Raw genomic sequence first — 20,794 nt, 5'->3', positions numbered from 1 at the left:
GTACGCATTTGATAGCACACTACGGTTAAGAGATTTATTCTATTAGGAGGTTATCGCGTTGGAGAAATTATTATTAAGGATGCTGTTTCTGTCTTGTGTGGCAGCTGTGCCCTTTGTTTTGAGACGTAAAAACTTGCTTATGCTCTTAATCGTGTTTTTTGCAAAATGTGTGCTTGCGGTTACGTTGGATTCCTACTGCATCAAAAAGAAGATTATTTCCTACCCGGCACGTCCGTTCCCCAAAATTTTTGAAACCAATATTCTGTACGACTTTTTATTCTACCCGCTATTAAGCGTAATTTGGGTAAGAGCGACTTATAATAGTAAACCGGCGGAGCTAATGCTCAGAAGCCTGTTCTTTAGTGTCCCTATGTCCTTGTTGCAGTGGGCTTTAGAAAAGAAAACCAAATTATTCAAGTGGAATTCCTGGTCAGTTTTGCATACTTTTGCATCCCTCAACTTTACGCTATTCACCATACGAGGATTTGTAGGTCTAGTTAGAAGATTACTGCCGAAAGACGGATTATTACAAATGGACGAAGCTAAGTATGACAGTGCGGAACTAACCGCTAAGGCTGCTGGTTGACCATAAAACATCCTGATGAAGCAGCCATTCGTCAGGATGTTTTTTTCATTGACAACATGGAAACCTGTAGTGTAACATACAGATTATATTTTTGAGAATGAACATTCTCAAAAAGCAGAAGGGGTGAGTGAGATGTTGAAGGAAAATAGACTCTCCAAGTTTTATTATGGCTGGGTTGTTATAGGTATTGTGTTTCTATCGTTGCTCGTCTCGGCAGGCATCAGTTCCTTTCCGAGTGTATTAATACAGTCACTCGAGACAGAATTTGGTTGGACACGAGCATCAATATCAGGAGTTATCTCCATTCGTATTTTATTATATGGGCTAATTGGTCCGTTCTCAGCCGCGATGCTTGCTAAATTCGGAGTTCGCCGAACCATGGTCTTCGCCATTATTCTAATGCTTATTTCATTAGGACTCACACCATTCATTACTGCAGTATGGCAGCTCATTTTGCTGTGGGGGGTACTCGGCGGTATTAGTACGGGTGCTTTGGCCAATGTCTTGGGAATCACAGTTGCAAATCGCTGGTTTGTGAAGCACAAAGGGTTGGTAATCGGCATGCTTACAGCGAGCGCCGCAACTGGTCAATTGCTTTTCCTACCTTTGCTAGCCAAGATTACGAGTGACAGCGGTTGGCGCAATGCCGTTTATGTCATTATGGCGGCACTTCTTATCCTGCTGCCAATCGTTGGGATCTGGATGAGAAATCATCCCTATGATAAAGGTTTAGCTCCGCTTGGTACTACGGAAATTGTGAAGCCAACGCCATTCCAAGGGAACTTGCTGCTTACCCCGATCCGTACGCTTTTCTCCGTGACAAAGAATCTGACCTTTTGGATGCTGGCTGGGACTTTCTTCTTTTGCGGATTCTCAACCAATGGACTGATTGGTACACATTTAATCGCAGCCTGCGGAGACAGCAATATTCCGATTGTTACCGCTGCAAGCCTACTCGCATTGATGGGAATCTTTGATCTTGTCGGTACTACGTTTTCGGGTTGGTTATCTGACCGTTTCGATAGCAGATGGCTGCTGTTCTGGTATTATGGCTTGCGCGGCTTATCCCTAATCTTCCTGCCCTATGCACTTGGTACTGGTTATACGCAGCTTACGGTATTCGCGGTATTTTATGGGCTGGACTGGATCGCAACGGTTCCACCGACAGTGAAATTGACCTCTGATGCCTTTGGCAAAGAGAAAGCAGGTATGGTGTTTGGTTGGATATTGGTTGCTCACCAAGCGGGCGCTTCTACAGCAGCTTATGGCGCAGGTTTCCTGCGTGAACTTCTTGGCAGCTACACGGTGCCGTTTGTTACCGCTGGTTTCGTCTGTCTGCTTGCAGCGATTGTAGCGCTAAGAATTCGCAGCAGAAAAGCGGCTGCTGTAGCAGCAGCTTAACAAATAATTAAGACAAACGAAGGAAAAGGTAACAGTGACGATCGTGATGAAACACGACAGATGGAGGGATCCCATGAGTATTGGACAAAAGCAATCCATTCAACCGTTATTTCAACCTTTCACACTTAACCAACTTACCTTAGCTAATCGTATTGTTATGGCTCCTATGACAAGAAGCTTTTCTCCGAATGGCGTACCGGGGATTGATGTGGCTGCTTATTACCGTAGACGCGCAGAGAACGGAGTGGGCTTAATCGTGACGGAGGGAGCGGTCATCGACCATCCTGCTGCGACAGGCGACCCGAACATCCCGCACATGCATGGGGAAGATGCGCTAAACGGCTGGGCTCATGTTGTGAAGGAAGTGCATGCGGCAGGCGGGAAAATTATTTCCCAGCTTTGGCATGTGGGGATTACCAGGAGGACTCGCTCAGAGCCGAATCTGGAGGCCGCTTCCATCTCCCCCTCAGGCATTGATTTGATGGGGGAAAAAGCAGGCGAGCCGATGACGGAATCAGAGATTGCCGACGTCATTAAGGCTCATGCGGATGGCGCCGCGAATGCCATGCGGATTGGCTTTGATGGCATTGAGCTGCACGGTGGTCATGGTTATTTAATTGACCAGTTTTTCTGGGAAAAAACGAATCAACGAACGGATCGTTATGGCGGCAGCCTCTTGGCGCGGACGCGTTTTGCAGTTGAGATTATCGAAGCCTGCCGGCAGGCGGTCGGACCTGACTTTCCCATCATTTTGCGCATCTCGCAGTGGAAAATAGGTTCCTACGGCGCCAAATTGGCAAAATCTCCGGAGGAGTTGGCGCAGTTTCTGGCACCGCTCGTGGAAGCGGGTGTGGATGTATTCGACTGCTCGAGCCGGCATTTCTGGGAGCCGGAGTTCCCTGGTTCAGAGCTGAACCTTGCAGGCTGGACCAAGAAGCTGACCGGCAAGCCGACCATCACCGTCGGATCGGTGGGGCTTGAATCCGAGCCGTTTGATCAGAAGGATGAGCACGAAATGATCGACGAGTTGGTGGAGCGGCTTGACCGTAAGGAATTTGATCTGGCTGCCATTGGCCGCGCCATGTTGGCAGATCCGGCCTGGGCGGCAAAGATTCGCGAAGGTCGCGACAACGAGCTTATTCCGTACACAGCGGATCGTCTGAAAGACCTGATGTAGGTGTCAAACGGACCTAAATGCTATACTAATCTCTGTATGAAGGGGGGAGCGTATGGCTAGGAACAGAGAGTTTGAAGTGAATACCGTACTGGGCAAAGCGATGGGCGTTTTCTGGGAAAAAGGTTATGAAAAAACATCTATGCAGGACCTGGTTACGGAAATGGGCGTCCATCGAAGAAGCATCTATGATACATTCGGAGACAAGCATGATCTCTTTATGAAAGTGATTGACCGTTACGAAGAAGTGGTAGGTACACGAATCTACCATGCTGATGGGCATTTATCACCGAAAAAGGCGATCAGAGAAATTTTTGAACGAGTGATTGGTAAAAAGGAAGATAAACCCCGAGGATGTTTAATGGTCAACACTGCTGTGGAGCTCGCCATCCATGATGAGGAAGCCGCGGCTAAGGTCAATGAGAGCTTTACCAAGACGGAGGCACGCTTGCAAGAGCTTGTTGAACTCGGCATCAAATCGGGAGAAATAGACGCTAGGCAGGATGCTCGAAAGCTTGCGCAGTTTTTAAATAATACATTGCTTGGATTGCGGGTTCTGGTGAAAACGACGGAAGATGCAGAGAAACTGCAGGGCATCGTAGATACAACGTTATCCATGCTCGATTGAGGGATTCAATAGAACAAATGACAGAAAACCATAGTTGATACTTTAAGTTTGTTTATTCCTTGTGCTATGATGAGAATCATACTTAGGGAGAAGACCGATATGGCGAATGATCAACCTTTAACAAAGGAAGCAATTCTGGAAGCCGCGGAGCAAGTTCTGCGACGCTATGGCCCAGAGAAAACATCTGTCGTCGATGTTGCGAAAGCACTGCAAGTCAGTCACGGGACCTTGTATCGACACTTCCCGAGCAAAGCTGCTTTGCGCGGAGCCGTGACTGAACGTTGGCTGCACAGGATTGCGGAGCCTCTGCAGGAGCTTGTGAATCAATTGGATGGCAGTGCGGCAGAGCGGTTGCGGACATGGCTTCAGGCGCTGATCCAGAGTAAACGGAAGCATGTGATCGAGGATCCGGAAATGTTCGGCATGTACTCGGCGGTGACTTTGGATGCCGTTGAAATGATTGCGGAGCATGTCCAACACCTAATCGGTCAGATGACGGGTATCATCGCAGATGGTGTGAACGCGAAGGAGTTTCGTTCTGGCGAACCTGAGGCTATGGCAAGGGCGATTTTTTTCGCGACAACGAGATTCCATCATCCCGCTCATGCCTATGAGTGGTCCACTTCAACGATTGAGCAAGAGTTTGATTTGGTGTGGGAATTAATCCTTTCGGGGATTCGCAACTGATAGAAAGGCCTGGCGGTGATTTCGATTTTCCGCTGGGTCTTTTTTTTGCATAAAGGGGCGAGGGCGAACCGATGTGAGTACATAATGACAAATATATAATTTTGTCAGTTGTAATTTGTTATCTGCGGGCATATAATAGACTCATAAGCCAAACAATGAAGGTAACGAGGAGGAATCATCGCATGTCTAACTTATCCGGGAAAGTAGCCATCGTAACAGGAGCATCCAGAGGGATCGGAAGAGAAATAGCTGAGCTTCTCGCCAAGCATGGCGCGAAGGTGGTCATTAATTTCGCCAGCAATCCTGCTAAGGCAGAAGAAGTGGTGGCGAGCATTAAGCAAAACGGCGGAGAAGCTTTGCCTGTCCAGGCGGATATTAGCCGCGTATCCGATATTGAGCAGCTTTTTCAGACAACATTAGCCGCGTACGGACAAATCGATATTCTCGTCAATAATGCAGGCATTATGATCACAAAACCGCTGGCTGTTATGACGGAAGAAGACTTCGACAAGCAGTATGCCATCAATGTAAAAGGCACTTATTTTGCGATCCAGCAGGCGCTTAAGCATATGAATAAAGGCGGCCGCATTATTAATTTCTCAACATCCGTTGCCGGGATGATGTTTCCTACCTATAGTGCCTATGCAGGCACAAAGGGGGCCGTTGAGCAGATTACACGCCAGCTCACCAAAGAATTGGGACCGGCGGGCATCACGATTAACGCGGTAGCACCAGGACCCGTAAATACCGAACTGTTCACCGTCGGTAAGTCAGAGGAGCAGATTCAAGGGATCGCGAATTTAAATGCCTTTGGCCGTTTGGGAGAACCGGAAGATATCGCAGGCGCCGTGCTTTTCTTGGCCAGCGAAGAGTCGCGTTGGATCACAGGCCAAACCATCCGGATTAACGGAGGCATGGTGTAAAAGCGGCAAGTTAGAGTTGCAATCTCCAACGATGTGGGATATACTAGGTCCGATTAGTGATTGACCAATCACTAATCGGACTTTTTAACAGATGAGGAGGTCGCGGCAAATGGTGAAGGGTGTCACGTCTACCGATCGACGCAATGATATTATTCATTCCGCTGTCGAAGTATTTGCCGAATTCGGTTATTATCGTGCGACAACTGCGCAAGTGGCAGAACGCGCTTCCATTTCACAGCCTTATGTGTATCGATTCTTCACCAAGGAGTCGCTCCTGGAAGCTGCACTGGAACTCTCATGGCAACGTATCCTTCAAGCTTTCCAGCGCGTGAAGGAAACGACATCGCCAGAGCTGCTGGAACTTGGCTTCATCCGCGCTTACGAAGAGATTACGGAATCGCACAGAAATGAGATTTTGCTGCAGATGCAAGCGCAGACGATCCAGGAAGCACCCATCCGAGCTGTCATGAAGCGGGGGATGAATGAGGTGAAGCAGTTCGTGATGCAGGCTTTTGAGGAGGCAGGACTCCAAGAGGCTGAAGAGCGGACGACGAACTTTTTGGCACGGGGGATGCTGTGCAACGTTTCCTTGGCACTGGATATGCCCGATTTGATGATAAAAAAATAATAAGATTTTTTCAACACTATTAATTGATTAAACAATCATAACGCAAGAGGGCTAGCGCATCCAGCTGCCCTCTTCTTTGTCGTTTATCGGAAAAGTCCAACATGTTTTCTCCTTTAGGCAAATATCAGGGCAAATGGATTTGTTACAATGCATATGAAAGCTTGTAATGGCGCTCATTTCTCTAATATGGAAAGTGAAAGGACAGGTTGCGGAATGATCATTACCAATGTGGAGACATTCATCGTCGGGAACTCATGGAAAAATTGGCTTTTCGTCAAACTGCATACGATGGAAGGTATTTATGGTATCGGTGAGGGAACCCTCAATGGGTTCGCCAAAACGGTGGAAGCAGCGATTCATGAGCTGAAGCATTTGTATATCGGGATGGACGTTCATGATGTGGAAACGATCGCACTCAAGATGACGCGCGACGTATATTCGGATGGCGGCCAAATCCAAGGTTCGGCGCTGGCTGCGATTGAAACCGCTTGCTGGGATATCATCGGCAAAGAGGCGGGGCTGCCGCTGTATAAGCTATTGGGCGGCAAATGTCACGAAAAGCTGCGCTGCTATGCGAACGGGTGGTATCGGGGGCCGCGCGATCCGCAAAGCTTTCACGAGAAGGCCAAGGACGTTGTCGCAAGAGGTTACACGGCGCTAAAATTTGATCCTTTTGGTAACGCATGGCGTACCGTGGATAGGAAGGATTTTCGCATGGGGCTTGACATTATCGCGGCGGTTCGAGAAGCGGTAGGTCCAGATGTTGACCTTCTCATTGAAGGCCATAACCGCTTCAGTGTACATACAGCTCTGCAATTCGCAGAAGCCATGCTGCCTTATGAGCCTACGTGGTTCGAGGCGCCGGTGCCTCCGCAGCGGATCTCCTCCATGGTCGAGGTAGCGAAGCGCAGTCCCGTGCCGATTGCCTGCGGCGAAGACTATTACAATCGCGAACAGTTCGCCGAGCTGCTGCAGCATGATGCGGTCCATATCGTGCAACTGGAGCCGCAATATCTCGGCATCTCCGCTTCTAAGCAAATATGCGGCATGGTTCATGCGCATGGCGGGGTTACTGCTCCGCATAGCGCTCAGGGGCCGATCTGCTCGGTAGTTTGCGCGCATTTGAATATGGCGACGCCGAATTTCTTCATCCATGAAATTTTCGACGAATTTAATGAGCCGTGGGAAGAGCAGCTGCTCACACCTCCGCTGAAAGTGGACCGCGGTTATCTGCTCCCGCCTGAGGGGCCGGGTTTGGGCATTGACCTTAATCTGGAGGAGATTGCGAAGCATCCGTATGATCCCGGTCACTGGCTCCCCTTGTTCAAGCAAGGGTGGGAAAAACGCGAGAAGCATTGACTAAGCGAGGCGAAGCATGTTGCCCGAAGGAGGATAGCCCATGAAAGCTTTGGTGTATGAAGGGCCCAGCACGATGAACATAAGGGAAGTGGCGAAGCCGGTCCCTGGACCGAATGAGGTGCTGATTCGTGTGGAGCGGGTGGGCATTTGCGGCTCCGAATTGAGCGGCTTTTTGGGGCACAATTCGCTTCGCAAGCCGCCGCTCATCATGGGACACGAGTTCTCCGGCGTCGTGGAACAAGTTGGAAGTGGCGGAGACGGGGAGCCTAGATTCCGCCGAGGGGATCGCGTGACGGCCAACCCGCTCGTGTCCTGCGGTCGCTGCCGCGCCTGCACGACAGGGGCAGCCCAGCTGTGCCCGGAGCGCCAATTAATTGGCGCTCACCGACCAGGAGCATTCGCTGAATATGTCGCGATTGCGGAGAAGAACGTGTACCGGCTGGACGATCACGTTTCTTTTGATGAAGGCGCTTTCGCGGAGCCGTTCGCCTGTGCCGTGCATATTTGCAAGCTGCTCAGACCGCTGCCAACCGACCGCCTTTTGATTATGGGAGCGGGGCCAATCGGTCTTCTGGCTCTACAGGCAGCGAAGGTGTACGGCTTGCAGCAGGTCGTAGTCGTTGATATCAATGAACAACGACTCGAAATTGCCAAGGAACTTGGAGCTGTAACCGTAACTCGCGTAAGCAGCCTTGTGGAGGGGCATTCCTTCGATGCGGCCATTGATGCCGTCGGCATGGAGCTGACCCGCCAAACTTGCGTGGAGTCGGTGCGTCCGGGGGGCCGGGTCATTTTCACGGGTCTGCATGAGGAAACAAGCCGCCTGCCGATTAATAAAATTATCCGCAGCGAGATTCAGATGACGGGAGCTTTCGCGTACCATTCGGACGATTTCGAGACAGCGCTGCAGTGGATTAGCGAGGGACGTGTCAGCTTGTCGCCATGGACAAAGCTGGCTCCGCTTGAAAGCGGAAGTGCTTGTTTTGAGATGCTCATCAAGAATCCGGGGAAGATCGCGAAGATACTTATGACACTGGATGAGAAAGGGGAATCTGTTCAATGAGTTTGGAGCTCTTCAAACTAGATGGCCGTGTTGCTTTAATTACAGGCGGGACACGGGGGCTGGGCTATGTGATGGCTCAGGCGTTGGCAGAAGCTGGGGCTGATGTGATTGTGACGAGCCGCGAGAAGGAGAAGGCGGAAGCGGCAGCACGCGCGATTGCCGAGTCAACCGGCAGACGGGCGCTTGGCTTAGCGGTGGATGTTACGTTAGCCGAGCAGGTTGAGGCGATGGTTGCGGATTCCGTCCAGGCGTTCGGACGGATTGATATTTTGATCAACAATGCTGGGATTAATGTGCGGAAGCCGATTGAAGATTTTGATGAAGCGAGCTGGGATCTCGTTCAGAACACGAACTTAAAAGCGCCGTATCTATGCGCCCGCGCAGTCGCCAAAACGATGAAAAGCCAGCGTTACGGCAGAGTCATCAACCTGTCCTCCATGCTGGGGAGTATCGCACTGCCGGAAAGAGGCGCCTATTGTTCCAGTAAAGGCGGCCTTATTCAGCTAACGAAGGTGCTGGCCTTGGAATGGGCGCCTTATAACATTACGGTGAACGCGCTTTGCCCTGGGCCGATTGCGACGGAGCTGAACACGGTGGTGATGAATAATCCGGAAGCGAATCGCTTTTTTATCGAAAATATTGCTTTGGGACGTTGGGGCAGGCCTGAGGAAATCATCGGGGCTATTATTTACATGGCATCGGAAGCGTCCAGCTTTATGACAGGGACTTCCATGGTTGTGGATGGCGGTTGGACGGCGAGATAGAAGGGAAAGGTGAATTCGGATGAAACTCGGACTTGCTGTGTACGGAACTACGTTTATGATGGGCATCCACCCTCGTTCGACACGCCCGCGTATTACGGCATCTCAATTGCTTGAGCAGGCGACCGGGTATGGTCTCCAGGGCATTGAGCTTCCGCTGTCTCTGCTTGAGGGCGAAAATGCAGCTGGGTTAACTCGCCAAGCTAAAGCTAGAGGGCAGTATCTCGCAGTAGCCTCAGGTGGCTACGACCCGAAACCGCTTAAGGAAGCTATAGAAGCAGCTGCGAGGCTAGGCGCGCCAACCGTTCGCACGGTCGTAGGCGGTGCGGATTTTGGCGGTGACCGGCGCAGAATGGCCGGGCGGTGGCCGTCTTTTTTGCAGGAAGTGTTATCCGGGTTGGGAGAGGCGGCGAGAGCTGCGGAGCAAGAAGGCGTGGTACTGGCGGTGGAGAATCATCAAGATCTGGCTTCTGAAGAACTGTTATGGCTCTGTCAGGAGATCGGTTCGCCCTACTTCGGTATTACGCTGGATACCGGCAATCCGTTGGCGACGGCGGAGGAGCCGGTAGATTTTGCAAGGAGGATAGGACCGCATCTTAAGCATGTGCACATGAAGGATTATTGGATCTACATGAGCGATGACGGCTATCGCCTCGTACGTTCTCCATTAGGCCAAGGCGTCGTGGATTTCGCTGCGCTGCTTCAGGTGTTTGAAGAGTATTGTCCGAAGGTCCATATGTCGATGGAGCTCGGAGCGCTTGAAGCGCGCCATACGAGAGTACTCTGTGAGGATTACTGGCAGGACTACCCGCAGCGGTCAGCAGCGCAGCTTGCCAACCTGTTGCGTTTTGCACAGGCCAATGCCAGACCCACTGGAGATTGGCGAACCCCTTTTGAAAAGGGTGCATCGGAAGAAGACATTATCGCCTATGAACAGAGGCAGTTCCTGACGAGCTTGTCTTATTTGCAAAATTTGCTGCAAATGCATAATACCGCCTCGCAGACGATGTAACGGGAAGGAGAGGGATCAGGATGCATATTGATCTATCTGGAAAAGTGGCAATCGTTACCGGTGCCGGCCGGGGGATCGGGAAAGTGATCGCTCTGGCGCTGGCCAAGGAAGGCGTGACGACCGTTGTCACCGATATCAATGAGTCGAATTTGGGGGACGTTCAGAAGGAGTTTGATCGCAGCGGTTGCAAAGGGAGTACGTACCAATGTGATGTGCGCAACTATGCGCAGATTCAAGAAGTCGTGCAACATGTCCTGGATGAGTATGGCCGTATTGATATTTTAGTGAATAATGCCGGGGTCGCCGGAGGAGCACCTGTGGATATCCTTTCCGAAGAGGTTTGGGACTTGAACCTTGATATTAATTTGAAAGGGACTTTTCTGATGTGTAAGGCGGTTGCGCCGGTAATGAAAAAGCAAGGATCAGGCCGGATCATGAACGCCGCCTCGTTCGCCGCCATCGTGCCGAGCTATGGCAGTGCAGCCTATGCCTCCTCCAAAGCCGGTGTGGAGCAATTCACCCGTGTGCTGGCCGGTGAGCTGGGTCCGTGGAACATTACGGTGAACTGTTACGCTCCCGGGATGATTCCGACGGACATGAACCATTTCGCGGAGCTTCAGGAGCCCCAGCAGCAGCGCTTGCTCGACACCTTGACGCTGCGCCGCTGGGGAGAAAAGTCAGATGTTGCTAACCTGATTTGCTTCCTCGCTTCTGACTATGCCGGTTATATCACCGGCACGCTGATGGATATCAGCGGCGGGAAGCTGGCCACACAAATCCCGCGGATGGCTTATGAGAAAGCGGCGGCCGAGGGTGCTTACGAGTTCTAGAAGGCGTTCAGGTTCTAGCGACGAAGGAGGAGTACGATGAAGGATACAGCTAGCTTTCAATATAATGGCACAACCGTGCTCGTCACCGGAGCAGCCAAAGGGATCGGCGCTGCCATAGCCGAGCAGTTCCTGCTGTCCGGAGCGAACGTTGTGATCGCTGACGTAGATGAGCATGGGGAAGAAGTTGCTGCTGCATGGCGGAAGGAAGGCCGCCCAGCGCAATTTTTCCGGTGCGATGTATCCAAAGGCGCAGAGGTGGAGCAGATGGTGGCCTTCGCAGAGACATCGTTCGGGGGCTTGGACATCGTGGTGAATAATGCCGGCATCTTCCCCAGAGCCGACTTATTCCAGACGGATGAAGCGTTCTGGGATCTTGTGATGGGGGTTAACCTCAAGGGAGCTTATTTGACCTGCCAAGCGGCGGTGCCTGGCATGATCCGCCGAGGGGGAGGCAATATCATTAATATTGGCTCGCTCCATGCAAGGAAGGGATCGCCGGATACATTGGCTTATTCGATTTCAAAAGGAGGTATCGTCACGCTGACGCTGAATTTGGCAGGATCTTTAGCCAAACACCGGATCCGTGTGAACTGCATACATCCTGGCTGGGTCGCTTCCGAAGGGGAGATGGCTCGCCTTGCTTCGACGGGGGAAGACGAGAAGTCTTTGGAGAAAGCAACCCAACGCATGCCTATGGGGCGAATGCAAAATGGCCAAGATATTGCATCCGCCGTTCTTTTTATCACCTCTGATCAGGCAGGACAAATTACGGGCCAGCAGCTTACCGTTGATGGTGGACTTGGTTTGTAATCCGGATAAATGAGCGAGGAGTGATCGTGACGATGACGAAAATTGCTTTTATCGGTGCAGGCAGTTTGGTGTTTACGAAAAATCTGGTTCGAGATTTACTGACCTTTCCCGCCTTTGAGGCGTGTACCATCGCCTTAATGGATATTTCGGAGGAGCGGCTGGCTTACGCCAAGACAGCGGTTGATAACATCATCGCCGCAGGAGGATACAAGGTGAAGGTAGAGGCAACGACGGACAGGGCGCAAGCGCTAACTGGTGCGGACGGCGTGGTCTGTACGATCCTGGTCGGCGACTTGGAGATCTGGCGTACGGATATCGAGATTCCCAAAGCTTACGGCGTCGATATCAATATTGGCGATACCCGAGGTCCATCGGGTATTTTCCGCTTTTTGCGCACGATTCCGGTGATGCTGGAGATTTGCAGGGATATTGAGCGCTACTGTCCCGACGCGATTTTCCTGAACTATTCGAATCCGATGGCGATGCTGATCAGAGCAATGCAAGGCCAAAGCAACGTGCAAGTCACGGGCTTGTGCCATAGCGTGCAAGGGACGGCTTCGATGCTGGCCGGTTGGATCGGGGCGCCAATGGAGGAGATTACCTACCGGTGTGCGGGGATCAATCATCAAGCTTTCTATTTGGATTACAAATGGAACTGTAAGGACGCTTACCCGCTTATTCGCGAAGCGGTGATGAAGCGGCCTGAGATCTACAATGAGGAGCAGGTCCGCAACGAAATGTTTCTCCATCTGGATTACTACGTGACGGAATCGAGTGGCCATAATTCGGAATATAATGCTTGGTTCCGCAAGCGACCGGATTTAATCGAGAAATACTGTACCCATGGTACAGGTTGGAATCCCGGGCATTATGGAGAGATCATCAACTATGCGGAGAAGCTGCGCGGAGGCTGGCATAAGCAGATGGAAGAGTGGCGGGACAGTCCTATCGATTTGAAGCGCGGCGAGGAATATGCGTCTTATATCTTCAACGCGACAATCGGTGACGGCACTCTCTTTGAATTCAACGGAAATGTACGGAACTTGGGATACATCGATAATTTGCCGCAGGGCTGCTGTGTTGAGGTCCCTGTTCTGGCCTCCAAAGGACGGCTAAGCCCGATTCACGTCGGGGCGCTGCCGGATCACTTGGCTATTCTGGTCAATACAAGCGCGCGCTGCGAGGAATTAGCGGTGCAAGGGGCGCTCACGGGGGACCCGCGCATGATTTATCACGCCATTTGCTTCGATCCCTTAACGTCCGCCGTTCTTAGCCTGGCCGAGATTCAGGAAATGGTTGATCGCATGTTCGCAGCGAATAAAGAGTGGCTGCCTCAATTTAAACATCTCGCTTAAAGCAAGCTAATCCAATCCGAATTCCTCCCATGGAAAATAGCGCTTCCACTGTAGATTTAGCACACTTGTAAGCGCAACCAAAATTGATATGATTAAGGTGTGAAACATTTTCGTATTCACAGAGGGCAAGTCATCACTTCAATCATGCAAAGGGAGGATTCGTAAAAATGAAAAAAACATTTTTAAGCGTTGCTGCCATGATGCTAACCGTTTCCGTGGTTTTCATGGGCTGTTCCAGCCGACCAAGCTCGGGAACATCTACGACGGAAAGTCCGGCGGCGGCGACTACGAAACCGACAACGACGACGGCGGCAAGTACCCCGGATGCCAAACCTAGTGGGGATAAGATCAAACTTACGGTGTACAGTACGATCTCCGAACTGCCGAACCAAGAAATGATGAAGGGCATTGCGGCTGATTTTACGAAGGAAAATCCGAACGTGGCCGTTGAATTCCAATTCCCCGGCGCCGAATACGAGAACATTCTGAAGGTTAAAATGGCGGCAAACGATTTGCCGGACGTCTTCGATACGCATGGTTGGGCGATTATCCGTTATGGCAAGTATCTAGCGGATCTACGCAATGAGCCATGGGCAAAAGATATGACGGACACAATCAAACCTGTTGTTACGGATAAAGACGGCAAAGTAGAAGCGCTTGTCATGAGCGAAGCCAAAGACGGAATCTCCTATAACGCTGAAATTCTTGAAAAATACAGCATCACCCCGCCAAAAACATTTGATGAGCTGATGGCGGCAGCCGAGAAAATCAAATCATCCAGCAACGGAGCGGTGACACCGTTCTTCATGTCCGGTGTGGATAACGGGATGATCGGCGGCTTCTCCGATCTGTACGCGACATCGATGTTTATCTCCCCGGCGACGAACGATGCCAAGACCCTGCTCGATGGGACCTTTGACTGGAATAAATGGACACCGCTTGCGCAAAAGCTGCAGGATATGAGCAAGAAGGGGTACATCAACAAAGATGTGCTGACGGCCAAATACAGTGACATGCCGCAACTGTTTGCACAGGGCAAAGTAGCTTTCGTATTCGGTGCACCTTCCTTCGCGGACGAAGTGTACAAATACAATAAAGCTGCCAAAATCGGTATTGCCCCGCTAACCTCGATGGTCGCTGGAGACAGCCAATCCTTCTCGGGTGGCGAGCGGTACACGATGGGCGCTTGGAAAGACGGCAAGCACTTGGCAGAGTCCAAGAAGCTGATCGCTTTCTTTGCCAAAGCAGACAATATGTCCAAAATCGCCAATGCGACCAAGCTGCCTGCAGGTCTGAAAAACATCGAATCCAAGCATGAATTCTCCGAATACTACAAGCAATTTGAAAATATCCGTGTGTTCCCTTATTTCGACCGTGTGTATCTGCCAAACGGCATGTGGGACGTGATGTGTAAAACAGGCGTTGCCTTGCTTGCCGGAACGGTTTCTCCTCAGCAATTCTCTGACAAAATGAAATCCGAATATTTACGTCTGCGCAATCAGTAGTCGTGGAAAGGGAGGGTGACAGCCACCCTCCCTTTTTGTCTATGATCATGAAGGAGGAAGGTGAATTTATGGCTGAATCAAGGACAGTGCTTGCGCAGACCCGTTCCGGTAAAAAAACGGAAACAACCTTTAGCCGCCTCGTGCGCAGCGGGGCTTTGCTGAATTTGCTCTATATTCCGGCGCTTCTTTTGTTTTTCATTTTTATTTTTTATCCGTTTTTTAAAGGGATCAAAATTTCATTTACGAATTGGGACGGCTACAATCAAGACTACAAATGGATCGGTTTCACCAATTATAGCCGGATGTTCACGGATCCCGAGATCCTTAAGGTAATCCGCAATACGGCGATCTATGGTATCGGCAGCGCTGTTTTTCAAAATGTGATCGGCTTGTTATACGCCTTATTCTTAAATCTGAATATCCGAACCCGAGGACTTGTCCGTACGGTCATTTATTTACCGGTCATTATCTCCTCCTTGATTATGGGGTATATCTGGTATTTCTTCTTCCAGTATCAAGGCGGCGCGATCAATGACATTATTTTATTGTTCCATGATCAGCCCTCTAATTTGCTGGGAGATCCGAATCTAAATGTATGGATTATTACCTTCGTCAACACGTATCAGTACTTGGGGATCGCGATGGTGCTCTATTTGGCCGGATTGCAGTCCATTCCAAGAGATTATTACGAGGCGGCGACGATTGACGGAGCGGGTCCCTTGCAGCGTTTCGCTCACGTGACATGGCCGCTGATTGCACCGGCCTTTACGGTCAGCATGGTGCTCAATCTGATTGGCGGTCTGAAATTGTTCGACGTCATCGTCGCATTGACCAACAGCGGTCCAGGTTATGCCTCCGCGTCGTTGTCCTCGATCATGTACTTGCTCTATTTTGGCAGGGAAGATGCCGGATATGCCGCTACGATCGGTATTCTGATGTTCATCATGATCTCCATCGTGAGTATTACAGCCTTGCTGTTTCTTAGAAAGAGGGAGGTTAACGCATGAAGAACAAACGAAAAAGTCTGTTAACGCTGCTCTCCCTTGTCATCTGCTTGGCTCATATTTTGCCCTTCTATATTTTGATTACGACTTCACTCAAAGCATTCGACGATCTAAGCTCCAAATGGATGTTTCCAGGCTATCTGTACTTCGATAACTTTCGAGATGCTTGGAAGGAAGCGCATCTGGCGGATGCTTTCCGGAGCAACTTCATCGTGACTGTCATTTCGGTCGTCCTGATTGTCGTGATCGGCTCCCTTGCCGCTTATCCGCTTGCCCGGCGCCAAACGAGCTGGAATAAGTTCATTTATGCGCTTTTCGTATCCGCTTTGATCGTTCCCCCATTGACTATTCTGGTTCCGTTGTATAAATTTATGGTAGATATCGGCGGCATGAATCAGTACTGGGGTATTATTTTATTGTTCATTACCTTCAATCTGCCAATGACGATTTTCTTGTACACCGGGTTTATCTCCACGATTCCGCGGGATTTGGATGAAGCGGCGATGATTGATGGCGCGGGCCGGTTCCAGCTGTTTTTCACGGTGATCTTGCCGCTGCTGAAGCCTGTAACGGCGACCGTCATTATTTTGTCCGGTGTTGCGGTATGGAACGACTATCAATTCTCGATCTTTTTCTTGCAAAAACCAGAGATGCGGACCATCACGGTAGCGCTTTCATCATTCTTTGGCCAGTACACGAGCAATGTAGGTTGGGTGGCTGCCGGGTCCTTCATGGGCGCGATTCCGATGACGATTGTGTATTTATTTTTGCAGCGCTATTTTGTCTCGGGACTTGCTTCCGGCGCGATCAAAGGTTAATCGCCAGGAGGTTGATACAATCAGACAATCGATTCGATTCCGGTTATCTCTGCTATTTTTCATTACCATTGTCATCCCGATTGTCGGTATTGTCGTGAAATTACCTTCCTATTACCTCGATTTAATAAAAGAACAAGAGTCCTCTCTGCTAGAGGGGACTTTAACTGCTCTCACGTTCGATATTCAAACGTATTTGGACGATTTGGAACGCATGACCGTCACCCCTTATTTGAACAATGAAGTTATGCTTGCTTTGAAATTGAAATCGACTTCACAGTGGAAGCTCCTTACCCCGTATGAGCAATACGAGGCTGAGGAAGTCCTGAATAAGACCCTCCCCAGCTATTTGAAAAATATGCGAAAGGATATACTCGGAACCATTCTTCTGCCGATGGATGGTTCTGTTTACATTACACCGCCCCTTAGTTTCTCGGATCAAGCGGTGAAAGGTTTTCCTTTTAAAGAGCAGGATTGGTATATCAAGGCGATGAAGGCGGACGGGAACGTAGCGTTCACCGGTGTGCATAAGCAGGATTATCTGAATAACGCCGATAGTGAGGTTTTCTCGGTTACACGTCTGATCAAGGACCCGGATTCAGGTCGGCCGCTGGGTATTATTATGGCGGATGCCGACACGGTGCTTTTGGATCAAATGATGAAAGGCATTCGGCTCAGCAAAGGGGCTAAGGTGGTCATCCTTGATGATAATCAACAATTGATCTATTCGAATCAGCCCATTTCGGGCGACATGCAGCGCCAAATTGCTTCAGGAAGCCGGACGGTCATGGACGTGAAGGATTCCTACACGGTTGTTCGCGAAACGATCTCCCGTTCGAATTGGGTGATTGCGATCCTGTCGCCGGAGGCTTTTATCCAAGCCCATTTGAAGCGGGTATATTGGATTGGCACGGCTTTTGCGGCCAGCGGCTTGCTGATCGCGTTGATTTTGTATTTCACAGTATCCCACTGGATTGTCACGCCTTTCAAACAGATGATTCAAGTGATGAAGCGCGTCCAGCGCGGGGATATGAATACGTTGTATCGGGTGAAGGGGAACGATGAAATTTCCCAGTTAGGCAGCAATTTGAATACGATGATCTACAAGCTTGATGAGCTGATCGACCGGGAATACAAGGCTGTGCTCGGGAAGCGGAACGCGGAGTACCGGGCTTTGCAATCGCAAATCCAGCCGCATTTTCTGTACAACACGTTAAATGGCTTCATCGGCCTCAATCGAACGGGCCAGAGCATGCAGCTGGAGCGGGCTATATTATCGTTAAGCGGGATGCTGCGCTACACCCTAGAGCATAACGATTGGGCGCAGCTGCAGGAGGAAATCGATTTTATCAACAAGTATTGCGGGCTTCAACTGGTTCGTTTCGCCGAGAAAATTCAGGTGCACATTAGCTGTGATCCGGATGCTCTGTCGCTCTTAATTCCGAAGCTGCTGCTGCAGCCGATTATTGAGAATGCGATCATTCACGGCATTGAGCCATGCGATCATAGCTGCGAGCTGAGGATGGACATCCAGATGCAGTCGGTCCCTGGCGAGAAGGAAGACATATTAGCGATACATATCAGCGATAACGGGGTGGGATTTGAGTCCAGCAAGGTGCAGGAGGGTTTAGGCATTCGGAATGTTAGGGAACGGTTGCAGCTGTCTTTCGAAGGAGCATCCATGAGTATTCATAGTGCTAAGGATCAAGGAACCAGTGTTCAAATCCTAATACCTTTAAAGGATGTGAGGCGAGGATGAAGTTAATCATTGCTGATGACGAGAATCTGATTCGGGCGAGCATTCGCAGTATGGTTCAGGATGTAGAATCCTCCTGGCACATTGTTGGCGAGGGAGCCAATGGCGAGGAACTCCTTGAGCTGGTCAGCGAACATAAGCCGAATGTTGCGATTATTGATATCCGGATGCCTCGTATGAATGGGCTGGAGGCGATGCGTCTGGGCAAAGCGATCTCGCCTCGCACCAAATGGATCATTTTGAGCGGATTTTCAGATTTTGCTTATGTGCAGGAGGCTCTGCAGCTCGGGGCGTCTGATTATTTGCTGAAGCCGGTGAATCCGCTGGATTTGGAGCGGGCGCTGACGAATACCGCCAAGCACAACAAGGAATTCATTCAAATGCTTAACCAGCAATTCGAAAATAGTTTATTTGCCCTTTGCAATGGGCTCACAACCTTGAAGTTTGAGGAGCTGGACAGCGTCTATGTGCAAGGCTGGTTCATCGGGGCTGTTTGTATCTTTGACACGACCAAAACCGGAAAATCTTTATCGGACATGACCTGCGCTTTCTATGTTGACTTGCGTAAGCGTATGACAAGCTTGCTCGTGTATGGCATGAATTTCGCCATGGTGTCGCTGCCTGATGGTGAGTGTGCGGTGATCGGTTCCTGGGACCCGGCCAAAGGTTTCGACTGCAGGGAGCAGGTACAGCAATTTTTTGACGAGCTGGCAGGTGTTGCTGAACCGTATCGCCAAGATGGCTTGGCTATAACGATTCTGCAGACTAGCGAATGCCGCGGCTTCGATCAATTGAATGCCCAGCTCGCTCAGCTTGGGGAATGGAGCCATCTGCGTGTGGTTCGCGGCATCGGCCAGCGCATCAGGTACATGGAGCTGGAGGCAGAGGTTCAGGTTCCTGAAAGCTCGAAAATCAGTCAACTATTTTGCGCTATTAAGCAGCATATGTATTTCAGGGCGTATTTGAATTACCAAACGGCGGTGGGTGAGCTGGAGGGATTGCTGCTAGCGGGCAAACGAAGTTCGAACGAGCAAACACGTCAAGCTGTTCACCTGTATATGGTGCAGGCATTGGGCGCCCTAGAGGCAGATGATGCCCCACGCTCAGAGGCTGAAGTGATCAGGGAGCTTCGGAAGATCGGGGAAAGCAAGCTGCGGGAGATCAAGCCCCGGGAGCCGGTCACGGCGGATCTGGTCGAACAGGTCGTTCAATATCTCGAACAGCATTATATGGACGATATCGGCATAGGTTCAATTGCCCAGCAGCTCAATGTGTCTGCCAATTATTTAAGCATGCTCTTTAATAAAAAAACCGGAACGCCATTCGTTAAATACTTAACGAATATTCGCATGCTGAAGGCCAAAGAGCTGCTGTTGAATACGAATTTGCAAGTGAAGCAAATCGCGGAGAAGGTCGGCTACTACAGCACGCGGCATTTTACCAAACTGTTTGTCGAGAACTGTTCCAGCTATCCCTCGGATTACCGGAAGAGTCACGCTTAATCAAATAAATTGAGAGAACCTGCGATACTGCTGTGCCGACATGCCTTCCCATTTTTTAAAAATACGGCTGAAATAATGAAAGTCATCATAGCCGACTTCGAGCGAGATTCGCTCGATTTTATCATCTGTTTCGCGCAATAGACGCTTAGCCTGCTGATGCCGGACGGATTGCAGGTATTTATTAGGGCTCATGCCCAGCATATCTTTAAAAAGCTTACTCATATAGTCTTCATGAACGTTGATGAAAGCGGCCATTTCGACATTGGTCCACTTTTTTCGGTAACTCGTTTTGAGTTCATGAGCTAAATGCAGTAAGCTTTCTTGATATTTCGGATGAAGGGTGCGGTTCGTCTCAGCTTGATGACGGATGAGCAGCGTGAGCATTTGGAGCATCAGCCCCTTGGAGACCATTTCGAAGCCTTGTTTCTGCTCGGTCATTTCATGGATGGTTGCTTCCATCAAGGAAACGACAGCCGGAGGCAGCGAGATGGAATAACCGTACGGAAACAGAGGTGCCCCGTCGATATAAGGCATCGCGCAAAAACAATCCATGAGAGGATGGCTTTCATCCACGACAAGATCCCCTTGCTTCACGCGCAGGTCGCTAAAGAAATCGAAATGAATCCCCAATAGATGAACATGCGGTGCTGTTAATACTTCGATGGTGTGATACACATTGGCTGGTATAAGGAGCAGCCTCCCCGCAGGAACCAACATCGACTTTCCGGATAAAGTGGCCTGCAGCTCGCCTTGAATGACATAGAGAAACTGAAAATCGTAAATGCGCCGCGCCCATTTGAATTGAGGCGTTCTTTGGTGCAATTGGGCCCAATGGACGCTGGGCGCCAAATCACGATAAGTGGTATGCCGAATCGGGGAGATGCCTGTCAATGTCATCACCATCCAATGGATAGACTGGGTAGTCACTCTGTACCATTTTATCACATAGCTTGTTCGACTTTTGTAGAAACTTGGCAGTAGGTTTTGTGGTTCTT

Annotated in this window: 20 protein-coding genes; 19 read left to right on the top strand and 1 reads right to left on the bottom strand. The window is 50.2% G+C overall.

From position 1 onward, the window contains the following. Positions 1 to 58: 58 nt before the first annotated feature. The 19 genes from AC3WTJ_RS35355 (at position 59) to AC3WTJ_RS35265 (ending at position 19,799) form a co-directional block, all read left to right on the top strand. Positions 59 to 586, top strand: a complete 528-nt coding sequence (locus AC3WTJ_RS35355; RefSeq protein ID WP_492526263.1) for a CBO0543 family protein — start codon at positions 59 to 61, stop codon at positions 584 to 586. Positions 587 to 718: 132 nt separating this feature from the next. Continuing rightward, positions 719 to 1,987, top strand: coding sequence for an MFS transporter (locus tag AC3WTJ_RS35350; protein WP_492526261.1), 1,269 nt, complete (start codon positions 719 to 721; stop codon positions 1,985 to 1,987). 73 nt (positions 1,988 to 2,060) lie between these two features. Next, positions 2,061 to 3,164: an NADH:flavin oxidoreductase gene (locus tag AC3WTJ_RS35345; protein ID WP_492526259.1), complete on the top strand. Its 1,104-nt coding sequence runs from the start codon at positions 2,061 to 2,063 to the stop codon at positions 3,162 to 3,164. A 52-nt stretch (positions 3,165 to 3,216) separates the two neighbouring features. After that, complete coding sequence (locus AC3WTJ_RS35340) at positions 3,217 to 3,789, top strand: TetR/AcrR family transcriptional regulator (protein WP_492526257.1); 573 nt, start codon at positions 3,217 to 3,219, stop codon at positions 3,787 to 3,789. 99 nt (positions 3,790 to 3,888) lie between these two features. Continuing rightward, entirely contained in the window at positions 3,889 to 4,476 is a 588-nt protein-coding gene (locus AC3WTJ_RS35335; protein ID WP_492526255.1) for a TetR/AcrR family transcriptional regulator, read from the top strand. 182 nt (positions 4,477 to 4,658) lie between these two features. Beyond that, a complete protein-coding gene (locus tag AC3WTJ_RS35330; RefSeq protein WP_407869816.1) occupies positions 4,659 to 5,399 on the top strand; it encodes an SDR family oxidoreductase in 741 nt (246 codons plus the stop codon). A 109-nt stretch (positions 5,400 to 5,508) separates the two neighbouring features. After that, positions 5,509 to 6,027: a TetR/AcrR family transcriptional regulator gene (locus tag AC3WTJ_RS35325; protein WP_407869815.1), complete on the top strand. Its 519-nt coding sequence runs from the start codon at positions 5,509 to 5,511 to the stop codon at positions 6,025 to 6,027. A 213-nt stretch (positions 6,028 to 6,240) separates the two neighbouring features. Beyond that, positions 6,241 to 7,386: a mandelate racemase/muconate lactonizing enzyme family protein gene (locus AC3WTJ_RS35320; RefSeq protein WP_492526252.1), complete on the top strand. Its 1,146-nt coding sequence runs from the start codon at positions 6,241 to 6,243 to the stop codon at positions 7,384 to 7,386. A 40-nt stretch (positions 7,387 to 7,426) separates the two neighbouring features. Continuing rightward, positions 7,427 to 8,449, top strand: coding sequence for a galactitol-1-phosphate 5-dehydrogenase (locus AC3WTJ_RS35315; protein WP_492526250.1), 1,023 nt, complete (start codon positions 7,427 to 7,429; stop codon positions 8,447 to 8,449). Further along, entirely contained in the window at positions 8,446 to 9,213 is a 768-nt protein-coding gene (locus AC3WTJ_RS35310; RefSeq protein ID WP_492526248.1) for an SDR family NAD(P)-dependent oxidoreductase, read from the top strand. The genes AC3WTJ_RS35315 and AC3WTJ_RS35310 overlap by 4 nt, the downstream gene beginning before the upstream one ends. 19 nt (positions 9,214 to 9,232) lie before the next feature. Beyond that, positions 9,233 to 10,222, top strand: a complete 990-nt coding sequence (locus tag AC3WTJ_RS35305) for a sugar phosphate isomerase/epimerase family protein (protein WP_492526246.1) — start codon at positions 9,233 to 9,235, stop codon at positions 10,220 to 10,222. Positions 10,223 to 10,242: 20 nt separating this feature from the next. Then, a complete protein-coding gene (locus AC3WTJ_RS35300; protein WP_492526244.1) occupies positions 10,243 to 11,052 on the top strand; it encodes an SDR family NAD(P)-dependent oxidoreductase in 810 nt (269 codons plus the stop codon). Positions 11,053 to 11,088: 36 nt separating this feature from the next. Further along, on the top strand, positions 11,089 to 11,862 hold the full coding sequence (locus AC3WTJ_RS35295; protein ID WP_492526242.1) for an SDR family NAD(P)-dependent oxidoreductase: 774 nt from the start codon (positions 11,089 to 11,091) through the stop codon (positions 11,860 to 11,862). 32 nt (positions 11,863 to 11,894) lie between these two features. Next, complete coding sequence (gene melA / locus AC3WTJ_RS35290; protein WP_492526240.1) at positions 11,895 to 13,217, top strand: alpha-galactosidase; 1,323 nt, start codon at positions 11,895 to 11,897, stop codon at positions 13,215 to 13,217. A gap of 167 nt (positions 13,218 to 13,384) precedes the next feature. Next, positions 13,385 to 14,722: an ABC transporter substrate-binding protein gene (locus AC3WTJ_RS35285; RefSeq protein ID WP_127456667.1), complete on the top strand. Its 1,338-nt coding sequence runs from the start codon at positions 13,385 to 13,387 to the stop codon at positions 14,720 to 14,722. Between the two features lie 68 nt (positions 14,723 to 14,790). After that, positions 14,791 to 15,729 carry a carbohydrate ABC transporter permease gene (locus AC3WTJ_RS35280; protein ID WP_492526237.1) on the top strand — a complete coding sequence of 313 codons (939 nt, stop codon included), beginning with the start codon at positions 14,791 to 14,793 and terminating at the stop codon, positions 15,727 to 15,729. Further along, positions 15,726 to 16,544 carry a carbohydrate ABC transporter permease gene (locus AC3WTJ_RS35275; protein WP_407869806.1) on the top strand — a complete coding sequence of 273 codons (819 nt, stop codon included), beginning with the start codon at positions 15,726 to 15,728 and terminating at the stop codon, positions 16,542 to 16,544. Before AC3WTJ_RS35280 ends, AC3WTJ_RS35275 begins: the two co-directional genes overlap by 4 nt. Further along, positions 16,507 to 18,300 carry a cache domain-containing sensor histidine kinase gene (locus AC3WTJ_RS35270; protein WP_492526235.1) on the top strand — a complete coding sequence of 598 codons (1,794 nt, stop codon included), beginning with the start codon at positions 16,507 to 16,509 and terminating at the stop codon, positions 18,298 to 18,300. The genes AC3WTJ_RS35275 and AC3WTJ_RS35270 overlap by 38 nt, the downstream gene beginning before the upstream one ends. Further along, positions 18,297 to 19,799, top strand: coding sequence for a response regulator transcription factor (locus AC3WTJ_RS35265; RefSeq protein WP_492526233.1), 1,503 nt, complete (start codon positions 18,297 to 18,299; stop codon positions 19,797 to 19,799). Before AC3WTJ_RS35270 ends, AC3WTJ_RS35265 begins: the two co-directional genes overlap by 4 nt. Here AC3WTJ_RS35265 and AC3WTJ_RS35260 read toward each other — a convergent pair whose 3' ends face one another. Then, positions 19,800 to 20,690, bottom strand: a complete 891-nt coding sequence (locus AC3WTJ_RS35260; RefSeq protein ID WP_407869803.1) for a helix-turn-helix transcriptional regulator — start codon at positions 20,688 to 20,690, stop codon at positions 19,800 to 19,802. It abuts the gene before it with no gap. Positions 20,691 to 20,794 lie beyond the last annotated feature (104 nt).

Source organism: Paenibacillus sp. FW101-FHT12H11, assembly GCF_058790355.1.
Note: the sequence above shows the minus strand (reverse complement) of the source record. Positions and strands in the feature narration are given on the sequence as shown.

Bases quoted from the DNA above. Each gene is read 5' to 3' on its own strand.
- AC3WTJ_RS35330 (WP_407869816.1), top strand. From the start codon at position 4,659: ATGTCTAACTTATCCGGGAAAGTAGCCATCGTAACAGGAGCATCCAGA.
- AC3WTJ_RS35295 (WP_492526242.1), top strand. From the start codon at position 11,089: ATGAAGGATACAGCTAGCTTTCAATATAATGGCACAACCGTGCTCGTC.
- AC3WTJ_RS35340 (WP_492526257.1), top strand. From the start codon at position 3,217: ATGGCTAGGAACAGAGAGTTTGAAGTGAATACCGTACTGGGCAAAGCG.
- melA (WP_492526240.1), top strand. From the start codon at position 11,895: ATGACGAAAATTGCTTTTATCGGTGCAGGCAGTTTGGTGTTTACGAAA.
- AC3WTJ_RS35285 (WP_127456667.1), top strand. From the start codon at position 13,385: ATGAAAAAAACATTTTTAAGCGTTGCTGCCATGATGCTAACCGTTTCC.
- AC3WTJ_RS35280 (WP_492526237.1), top strand. From the start codon at position 14,791: ATGGCTGAATCAAGGACAGTGCTTGCGCAGACCCGTTCCGGTAAAAAA.
- AC3WTJ_RS35305 (WP_492526246.1), top strand. From the start codon at position 9,233: ATGAAACTCGGACTTGCTGTGTACGGAACTACGTTTATGATGGGCATC.
- AC3WTJ_RS35345 (WP_492526259.1), top strand. From the start codon at position 2,061: ATGAGTATTGGACAAAAGCAATCCATTCAACCGTTATTTCAACCTTTC.
- AC3WTJ_RS35300 (WP_492526244.1), top strand. From the start codon at position 10,243: ATGCATATTGATCTATCTGGAAAAGTGGCAATCGTTACCGGTGCCGGC.
- AC3WTJ_RS35350 (WP_492526261.1), top strand. From the start codon at position 719: ATGTTGAAGGAAAATAGACTCTCCAAGTTTTATTATGGCTGGGTTGTT.
- AC3WTJ_RS35275 (WP_407869806.1), top strand. From the start codon at position 15,726: ATGAAGAACAAACGAAAAAGTCTGTTAACGCTGCTCTCCCTTGTCATC.
- AC3WTJ_RS35310 (WP_492526248.1), top strand. From the start codon at position 8,446: ATGAGTTTGGAGCTCTTCAAACTAGATGGCCGTGTTGCTTTAATTACA.
- AC3WTJ_RS35325 (WP_407869815.1), top strand. From the start codon at position 5,509: ATGGTGAAGGGTGTCACGTCTACCGATCGACGCAATGATATTATTCAT.
- AC3WTJ_RS35320 (WP_492526252.1), top strand. From the start codon at position 6,241: ATGATCATTACCAATGTGGAGACATTCATCGTCGGGAACTCATGGAAA.
- AC3WTJ_RS35315 (WP_492526250.1), top strand. From the start codon at position 7,427: ATGAAAGCTTTGGTGTATGAAGGGCCCAGCACGATGAACATAAGGGAA.
- AC3WTJ_RS35265 (WP_492526233.1), top strand. From the start codon at position 18,297: ATGAAGTTAATCATTGCTGATGACGAGAATCTGATTCGGGCGAGCATT.
- AC3WTJ_RS35335 (WP_492526255.1), top strand. From the start codon at position 3,889: ATGGCGAATGATCAACCTTTAACAAAGGAAGCAATTCTGGAAGCCGCG.